Genomic DNA, 8228 nt, shown 5'->3' with positions numbered 1-8228 from the left:
CCGCGCTGAGGGACACGATCGCCGCCATGGCCGGCGATCCCAAGGTGGCCGGATTCTACCTCTCGGACGAGCCCGACCCGCACGCCTGCCCGACCGCCCCGGACCAGCATCGCGCGCGCTCCGCGCTGATCCACGGCTTGGACCCTGGCAAGCTGACCGTGATGACCATGGACTCCAACTCCGGCCAGGCCAGCCTCGACCAGGTCCCCCTGTGGGTTGGGGCGGCCGACTACGTGTGTCTGGATCCATATCCCTGCCGCTGGAACCAGCCGTGCCAGTACTCATGGATCGACGCGATCATCGCCGCGGCGAACCAGGCCGGGCTCTCCTACTGGGGGGTGGTGCAGGCGTTCGCCGACTCGGAGTGGCGCTGGCCCACAGCTCGCGAGTTGCGCCACATGCTCTCCCAGTGGGCCGGCTCCCGCCAGTCGGGGTACGGGGTGTTCGCCTGGACCTGGGATGGGGGCACCCTCGCCGGGCGGCCCCGTCTGCTCCGGGCGCTCACGCACTTCAACCGAAGAGGCGCCCGCCCCGCGCGCCGGCGCAACACGTGAAGGGGCATCCCGGGTCCGCCGCCGCAGGCTCCGCCGCCAACGGGACGACGGCGTCGAGCGAGGGTGACCTTGGTGGCACTCACGCCCACGGGGCGGCGCCGCGCGGGTCGCGCAGCAATCGGCGCGCGACGGAGCGGCCCGCATCCCGGCACGCCTCAAGGCGGGAGGGAACCCTGCCGATAGCGAGAGGTGCGCGACCTGTCGCCCGCGGGCGGGCAAGTGCATGTCCTTTCGGGTGAAGCTTCGGTCCTCCTCCGCTACGGCGTGGCGCTGCTGGCGACCGCCGTGGCCTTCGGGGCCTCTCTTCTCCTCTGGCCGCTGATCGACCCGAACGGCTTCGCCCTCTTCTGCGCTGCGGTGATGGTGACCGCCTCGTACGGCGGCCTGGGGCCGGGACTCCTGGCCACCGCCCTCGCCACCTACGCGGGCGCCTACCTGCTCGCGTCCTCCGCGCAGTCCCCGGGATTCGGACCGCACGACGCCGTGCGCCTTGCGCTGTTCATGTGGGCAGCGCTCTTGATCAGCGCCCTCAACACGCGGCGGAAGCGGGCCGAACGGGAGCGTGAGCGGATCCTCGAGCGCGCCGAGGGCGAGCGTGGCCGTCTCGAGGCGGTGCTGCAGCAGATGCCCGCGGGCGTCGTGATGGTCGACGCCGCCACGGGCGGGGTTCTCCTCAGCAACCGGCAGGTCGAAGGCATCCTCCGCCGTCCCCTCCCGCCAGGCCTGAGCCGATACGACCAGCTCCAGGGGTTTCACCCCGACGGCCGCGCGTACCGGGCCGAGGAGTGGCCGCTCGCGCGCGCGATCCGCAGCGGGGAGGTGGTGGCGGGCGAGGAGATCGACTTCGTGCGGGGCGACGGCGTGCGCGCGACCCTCTTCACCAGCGCCACGCCCATCCGCGACCGCGAGGGCCGCATCATGGCGGGCGTGGCTGCCTTCTACGACGTCACCGAGCGCAAGCGGATCGAGCGGGAGAGGGCCGAGCTGCTGGCGCGCGAGCAGGTCGCCCGCGCCGCGGCGGAGGTCGAGGGGTGCCGCGCCGCCTTCCTCGCCGAGGCGAGCTCCGTGCTCGCAGGCTCGCTCGACTACCAGACCACGCTCGCGAGCGTCGCGCGCCTGGCGGTGCCGTTCCTCGCCGACTGGTGCACGGTCGACATGCTCGAGCCGGACGGCGGGCTCCGCCGGATCGCCGTGGCGCATCATCCGGCGCACGGGGAGCTCGCCGACGTGCTGGCCACCTGCCCGCCGGACCCGCGCGGGATCCACCCGCGAACGAAGGTGGTGCGGACGGGGCGGTCGGAGCTGGTCCCCGAGGTGACCGACGAGGCGCTGGTCGCCGTCGCCGCCGGCCCCGAGCAGCTCGCGGTCATGCGCCAGCTCGGGTACCGCTCGGCCATGATCGTGCCGCTCGTGGCGCGGGGGCAGTCGCTCGGCGCGATGACGTTCGTCACGTCGGTGTCCGCTCGCCGCTACGACCGCGACGATCTCGCCGTCGCCGAGGAGCTGGCGCGCCGCGCGGCGCTGGCGGTCGACAACACTCGCCTCTACCGCAGGGCGCAGGAGGCCAACCGCATCAAGGACGAGTTCCTGATGACCCTGTCGCACGAGCTGCGCACGCCGCTCAGCGCGGTCGTGGTCTGGGCGCGCCTGCTCGGGACGGGCAAGCTCGACGCGACGAAGGCGCCCCGCGCGCTCGCGGCGATCGAGCGGTGTACCGAGTCGCTCGCCCGGATGATCGAGGACCTGACCGATGTCTCGCGCATCGTCGCCGGCAAGCTGCGCCTGAAGGCCGGACCGGTGGACCTGAGGCAGGTCGTCGCCGCCGCCATCGTGGCCGTCCGCCCGGCGGCGGAGGCGAAGGGCATCCGGCTCAAGTCCGCCCTCTTCAGCGCCCCACGCCAGGTGTGGGGCGACGCCGGCCGCTTGCAGCAGGTGGTCTGGAACCTTCTCTCGAACGCGATCAAGTTCACGCCGGAGGGCGGCCGCGTCGAGGTCCGGCTCGGTCTGGCGGACGCGCGCGCGCAGATCGTCGTGAGCGACAGCGGCAACGGTATTCGCCCCGACTTCCTCCCCCTCGTCTTCGAACGCTTCCGCCAGGCCGACAGCGCCACCACGCGCACGCACGGCGGCCTCGGGCTCGGGCTCGCCATCGTGCGTCAGCTGGTCGAGCTGCACGGCGGAACGGTGCGCGCCGAGAGCCCCGGGGAAGGGCAGGGTGCCACTTTCACGGTGAGCCTGCCGATCCCGACCGCTCGGCTCGCCGGCGCGCCCGGACACGAGCAGCCGGGCCGGGGGGACGCGCCGTCGCTCGAGGGCCTGAGCGTGCTGGTGGTCGACGACGAGGCCGACGCGCGGGAGTGGCTCACGGTCGTCCTCGAGCAGTGCGGCGCCGTCGTGACCGCGGTCGCCTCGGCGCGCGAGGCGCTCGGCGCGCTCGAGCTCGGGCGGCCCGACATCCTGGTGAGCGACATCGGGATGCCCGGGGAGGACGGCTACTCGCTCATCGAGAAGGTGCGCGCGCTCGATGCCCGGCACGGGCGGCGGATCCCGGCCGTGGCGCTCACGGCGTATGCGGGGCCGGAGGACCGTCAGCGGGCCCTCTCCGCAGGCTACGAGCTGCACGTGCCCAAGCCGGTCGCGCCCGAGGACCTGGTCACGGCGCTGGCGGCCCTGAGCGGCCGGAGCGCGGCGTGACCGAGCGCCCGTCCGCTCGCCGGGCCGGCCCCGGCGCTCGGGCCGGGGATTCGCGGGCGGAGCCCGCCGGCGTAGCTCACGCCGAGGCCCGCCGCGCCTCTGGCCCGAGGCTCCGCGCGAGCGCCGCCGCCAGACGCTCGGCCTCGCGCGGGAGGAGGGTGGCGATCGTCACGCGCACGGATCCTCGATCGCGATCCGGTCCCCCGGCCGGAGGTGGGCCTGCAGCACGCGCTCGATCCCGTCGAGCGCGCCGCTCGTGACCGCGAGGGCGCCCCGCGGGAGCCCCTCCGCCTCGAGCTGGCGGGCAGCGAGCGCGAGGAGCGCCGGGCGGTTGGCGGCCTCGCCGTACAGGCCCGAGCGCCGGGGCAGGCGGCCGAGCGCGCGGTGGAGCGGCGGGAGGAGCGCGAGGTCCGGGTTGCCGAGCGAGAGGTCGCGCAGGTGCGGCGGGGCGGGGGCGAGCGGCCGAACGGAGAGCGGCGGCCGCGGGCTGATGCGCGTGCCATTCCGGAACGGCGTCCCGGTCGCGGTCGAACCCCTGTCGACCTGGGAGCGGGTCAGGCTATAGGGGGACGCATGTCGACCCCCGTCATCATCGAGGCCGCGATCAACGGGGTGACCGCCCCGGAGCGGAACCCCTCGGTCCCGCGCTCGCCCGCGGAGATCGCTGCCGACGCCGTGCGCTGCCTCGCCGCCGGCGCGGCCATCGTCCACAGCCACAACGCGGAGTTCGCGCTCGACGGCGCGCGCGCCGCGGAGCTCTACCTCGAGGCCTGGCGACCGGTCCTGCGGGAGCGCCCCGACGCGATCCTCTATCCCACCGCCGGGGCGGGGGCGACGATCGCGGACCGCTACGCCCACGAGGTACTGCTCGCGGAGGCCGGGGTGCTGCGCATGGGCCTCGTCGACCCCGGCTCGGTGAACCTGGGCGGGGCGGACGAGCTCGGGCTCCCCCTGCCCATGGACTACGTCTACGTCAACTCCTATCGCGACATCCTCCACCAGGTCGAGCTCTGCGCGCGCTACCGGCTCGGCCCGAGCGTCTCCATCTTCGAGCCGGGCTTCCTGCGCGTCGCGCTCGCGTTCCAGCGAGCGCGCCGGATGCCTCGCGGCGCGCTCGTCAAGCTCTACTTCGGCGGGGACGAGGGGTACCTCGGGGGGACGGGCGTGACCTTCGGCCTCCCGCCCACCGCGCCCAGCCTGGAGGCCTACCTCGCCATGCTCGAGGGATGCGACCTCCCCTGGTCGGTCGCGGTGCTGGGCGGGGACGTGATCGCCTCGGGGCTCGCGCGCCTGGCGCTCGAGCGCGGCGGCCACCTGCGGGTCGGCCTCGAGGACCATGCGGGGCCGCGCCGCCCGACCAACGAGGAGCTGGTGCGCGAGGCGGCCGCGCTGGCCCGCGCGACGGGGCGGCGGGTGGCGAGCTGCGCGGAGGCCGCCCGCATCCTCGGGCTGCCGCAGTGAAGATGTCCGCCCCGCGCCGCTACAGCGTGGTCGTCGCCAAGGACTACCTCAAGTTCGCGGCGGCGCACTTCATCGCCTACCCGGGCTTCCGCGAGCCGCTCCACGGCCACAACTACCAGGTGTCGGTCCGGGTGGAGGCGGACCTCGGGCCCGACGGCTACGTGCTCGACTTCGGCCTGGTGAAGCGCGTGGCGAAGGCCCTCTGCGAGGAGCTCGACGAGCGCGTGCTGCTGCCCGAGCGGAGCGACTGCCTCATCCTCACGCGCACCGAGGACGCGGTCGAGGTGAGGACGGAGGCGGGGCATCGCTTCCGCTTCCCGGCCGCCGATGTCCGCCTGCTGCCGATCGCGCACAGCTCGGCCGAGGAGCTGGCGGCCTATCTGCTCGCGCGGCTGCGCAAGGCGCTGCGCGGCGAGGCCGGCGGGCGCGGGCTCGCCGCGCTCGAGGTGGGAGTGGCGGAGGCACCGGGGCAGGCCGCCTACTGCCGCGAGACGTGCTGAGGCGGCTCGTCCCGCTCCTGGCGCTCGCGGCCGGCTGCGGCCCGACGCTCCCCGATGCGGACGCGCCCGGGGCGCGCGTGCTCCGCGAGCGCTGCGTGGGCTGCCACCGGCTCTACGCGCCCGGCAGCATGACGCTCGCGATGTGGAAGGTGCAGACCGGGCGCATGCGCGAGGAGTTCGCGCGCCGCGGCATGCCCTGGCTCACGCCCGACGAGGAACGCGCGCTCCTCGACTACCTCGCGGCGCACGCCGGGCGGTCGTAGGCGCGCGACGGCCCCCGCTTGCATGAGGCGGCCGGTCGGCTATTCGCCAACGAGACGAGCCGCCACGGCCGAACCAGGGGAGGACCAACGCATGAAGGTGTATGATTTCGTCGGCGCGCCGAACCCGAAGAAGCTGCGCGTCTATCTCGCCGAGAAGGGGCTCCGCATCCCCTTCGAGCCCGTCAACATCGTGACCGGGGACAACCGGAAGCCCGAGTTCCTCAAGAAGAACCCGATGGGCGGGCTCCCCGTCCTCGAGCTGGACGACGGGAGCTGCCTCAGCGAATCGCTCGCCATCATGGAGTACCTGGAGGAGCTCCACCCCGCGCCGCCCATGATCGGAACGACGCCACGCGATCGGGCGCGCGTGCGTGAGCTCGAGCGCATCGCGGAGCTCGGCATCCTGAGCTCCGTCGGCCAGTACTTCCAGAACACGCACCCGTTCATGGCGAGCCGGTTCAAGCAGTCGCCGGAGGCGGCCGAGAACGCGAAGACGCGCCTCGCCGCGAACCTGAAGGTCCTCGATGCGGCCATGGGCGCGAAGCCGTTCGTCGCCGGCGAGCGGCCGACGATCGCCGACTGCACGTTCTTCGCCGCGCTCGAGTTCGCCGAGTTCTCCCAGGCGCCGATCGACCCGGCGTGCAAGAACGTGGCGCGCTGGTACCGGGCGTTCAAGGAGCGGCCGAGCGCGGCGGCGTAGGACGGCGGCGTTTCGCGCCGGCTGGTGCCACCTCCAGCGCTTTGCGACGACGCAGACCGGCCCGGTAGCCTAACCCCGCCGAGCGAGCGCCGCTCCCGGGGGACGAAAACCTGGATTGCGGAGCCTCGTAGAGGCGTCCCGCGAGCGCGAGGAGCGTCCCGCGGCGGGGCCGCGGTATGAGGCAGGCCCGGCTAATCAGTCGTTAGTCTCCTTGGCGCCCTTGTTGCTCAGGCCTCGGTGGACTTCGAGCTGGTCAGCGCGATCACCGAGATCGTGACGATCGCCGCGGGGCGGGGCATCCGCGATCTCGCTAGGCTGCGTCGGCGGCATGGACCCCGGCGCTGGGGGAAGTGCGAGGGCGTGGCTGCCGTCCGCCTGAGCAGTGGGCGCGTGCGGCGGGCCGAGCTACGCTGGTATGAGGCTCACGGAGTGGGGCGGGTGAACATGAAGGTTAAGCGGTTTCTGGACTGATGGAGACGGCACGACGAAAGAGGCGGTTTCTCCTATGCGTTCGCAACACGGGATGGGAGGATCTCGAGCTGCGAAAGCTCTATGAGCGCCTGCCCGACAAGATGGCGACCAGAGAAGGATACGTCCGCGTCATCGATGAGTCCGGGGAGGATTACCTGTACCCGGAAGCTTGTTTCGTCGCGGTCGAACTCCCCCGACAAGCCGAGCGAGCGCTGGCGGAACGAACCCCGCCGCGCGCGTCTAACTCGCTGCAGCGGACGGCGCTAACGCGCCGCCGCTGATCGGCCGCGTCCCCAGACGGCCATGGCAGCCTCGGGTATCAAGTCACCCCGGCACGTTGTCGGTGTGATCTCTGACACCCACGGTCTGATCCGGCCTGAGGCTGTCGATCGGCTTCGCGGATCCGATCTCATCGTCCATTGCGGAGACATCGGGGCTTCCGTGGTGCTCGGCGCGCTTCGGGCCATCGCCCCGGTTCGCGCCGTCCGGGGTAACAACGACAAGGGCCCGTGGGCATCCGAGCTGCTCACCGATGACGTGATCGAGTGTTGCCCGGCTCGTCCTTGCCCCGGGGCGTTGTGACGCCCGCATCATCGACCTCGCCGCGTAACCGCGCAGCACGGCCCAGGGCGACAGGTTCGCCGCTCTACGGGATCGCGCCCCGCTCCTTGAGCCCCGCGATCGCCTCCCACTCGTAGCCGAGCTCGAGGAGGATCTCCTCGGTGTGCTGCCCGACCTCGGGCACCGGCCCCTGCGGCTGCCAGCGGTCGACGGAGAAGTCGACGGGCGAGGCCACACCCGGGATGTGTGTCCCGTCGGGCTGCGGCACGTCGACGAAGGCGCCGGCGGCGATCGCCTGCGGGTCGCGGACGACGTCCTCGGTCGTCTGCACGGGCGCCCACCACATGCCCGCGCGGTCGAAGATCGCGCCCCACTCGGCGAGCGGGCGGGTGGCGAAGATCTGGTCGAGCAGGCGGACCAGCTCGGGGCAGTTTTCTCGCCGTGACCGCATGGTCGCGAAGCGCGGGTCCTCGAGCCAGTCGGGACGCGCGACGGCGCGCAGCAGGTCGGGCCAGTGGCGCTGGCCCTGCAGGCCGAGGAGCCAGAACCAGCGCCCATCGCCGGCGCGGTAGCAGCTGATCACGGGGTTCGGCGTACTGGTGCGCGTCATGGGCGTGGCCGGGATGCCGAGGCGGAGGGTCGCGCTCGTGTCCCAGCCGAGGACGAAGACGCCGACGCGGAGGAGCGAGGTGGTTACCATCTGCCCTGCGCCGCTCTTCTCGCGCGCCAGGAGCGCCGCTGCCACACCGCCCGCGAGCGTCATCCCCGCGACGTGGTCGCCGATGGCCCCGCGCTGATACGGCGGGTCGCCGCCCGGCGGCGTCAGTGCCGCGGCGATGCCGGCGCGCGACCAGAAGGCGCCGATGTCGTAGGCCGGCCGGTCGCGGTCCGGGCCGTTCTCGCCGTAGCCGGTGACGCGCGCGTAGACGAGGCGCGGGTTGCGGGCGCGCAGCCGTGTGTCGTCGAAGCCGAACGACTCGAGGATCTCCGGCCGCACGTTGCTCACGAACACGTCCGCGCGGTC

The 8228-nt window shown here is 73.2% G+C and carries 10 protein-coding genes; 9 read left to right on the top strand and 1 reads right to left on the bottom strand.

What is annotated here, in order from left to right; all coding sequences use genetic code 11:
* Positions 1-26 precede the first annotated feature (26 nt).
* From E6J59_01355 to E6J59_01315, 9 genes are all read left to right on the top strand, one after another.
* Positions 27-554, top strand: a complete 528-nt coding sequence (locus E6J59_01355) for a hypothetical protein (GenBank protein TMB23729.1) — start codon at positions 27-29, stop codon at positions 552-554.
* Between the two features lie 189 nt (positions 555-743).
* Positions 744-3248, top strand: coding sequence for a response regulator (locus E6J59_01350; protein ID TMB23728.1), 2505 nt, complete (start codon positions 744-746; stop codon positions 3246-3248).
* 573 nt (positions 3249-3821) lie between these two features.
* Positions 3822-4709: a 3-keto-5-aminohexanoate cleavage protein gene (locus E6J59_01345; GenBank protein ID TMB23727.1), complete on the top strand. Its 888-nt coding sequence runs from the start codon at positions 3822-3824 to the stop codon at positions 4707-4709.
* A gap of 2 nt (positions 4710-4711) precedes the next feature.
* Positions 4712-5209 (top strand): 6-pyruvoyl tetrahydropterin synthase, encoded by a 498-nt coding sequence (locus E6J59_01340; protein TMB23726.1) that lies wholly within the window; start codon positions 4712-4714, stop codon positions 5207-5209.
* Positions 5203-5472 carry a hypothetical protein gene (locus tag E6J59_01335; protein ID TMB23725.1) on the top strand — a complete coding sequence of 90 codons (270 nt, stop codon included), beginning with the start codon at positions 5203-5205 and terminating at the stop codon, positions 5470-5472. The genes E6J59_01340 and E6J59_01335 overlap by 7 nt, the downstream gene beginning before the upstream one ends.
* Positions 5473-5494: 22 nt before the next feature.
* On the top strand, positions 5495-6172 hold the full coding sequence (locus E6J59_01330; GenBank protein ID TMB23724.1) for a glutathione S-transferase family protein: 678 nt from the start codon (positions 5495-5497) through the stop codon (positions 6170-6172).
* 237 nt (positions 6173-6409) lie between these two features.
* The gene (locus E6J59_01325) at positions 6410-6643 is read left to right on the top strand and encodes a hypothetical protein (GenBank protein ID TMB23723.1); all 234 of its coding nucleotides are present in this window, start codon (positions 6410-6412) and stop codon (positions 6641-6643) included.
* Complete coding sequence (locus E6J59_01320) at positions 6643-6924, top strand: hypothetical protein (protein TMB23722.1); 282 nt, start codon at positions 6643-6645, stop codon at positions 6922-6924. The genes E6J59_01325 and E6J59_01320 overlap by 1 nt, the downstream gene beginning before the upstream one ends.
* A gap of 22 nt (positions 6925-6946) precedes the next feature.
* The gene (locus E6J59_01315; protein ID TMB23721.1) at positions 6947-7225 is read left to right on the top strand and encodes a metallophosphoesterase family protein; all 279 of its coding nucleotides are present in this window, start codon (positions 6947-6949) and stop codon (positions 7223-7225) included.
* A gap of 64 nt (positions 7226-7289) precedes the next feature.
* Here E6J59_01315 and E6J59_01310 read toward each other — a convergent pair.
* Positions 7290-8228 (bottom strand): CoA transferase (locus E6J59_01310; GenBank protein TMB23720.1); only part of this gene is annotated, 939 nt, incomplete at its 5' end.

This window comes from Deltaproteobacteria bacterium (assembly GCA_005879795.1).
Taxonomy (GTDB): domain Bacteria; phylum Desulfobacterota; class Binatia; order DP-6; family DP-6; genus DP-6.
This window is presented reverse-complemented; position numbering and strand designations above follow the sequence as displayed.

Coding starts and splice junctions, on each gene's coding strand:
- E6J59_01340 (TMB23726.1), top strand. CDS start 4,712: ATGTCCGCCCCGCGCCGCTACAGCGTGGTCGTCGCCAAGGACTACCTC.
- E6J59_01315 (TMB23721.1), top strand. CDS start 6,947: ATGGCAGCCTCGGGTATCAAGTCACCCCGGCACGTTGTCGGTGTGATC.
- E6J59_01355 (TMB23729.1), top strand. CDS start 27: ATGGCCGGCGATCCCAAGGTGGCCGGATTCTACCTCTCGGACGAGCCC.
- E6J59_01330 (TMB23724.1), top strand. CDS start 5,495: ATGAGGCGGCCGGTCGGCTATTCGCCAACGAGACGAGCCGCCACGGCC.
- E6J59_01320 (TMB23722.1), top strand. CDS start 6,643: ATGGAGACGGCACGACGAAAGAGGCGGTTTCTCCTATGCGTTCGCAAC.
- E6J59_01345 (TMB23727.1), top strand. CDS start 3,822: ATGTCGACCCCCGTCATCATCGAGGCCGCGATCAACGGGGTGACCGCC.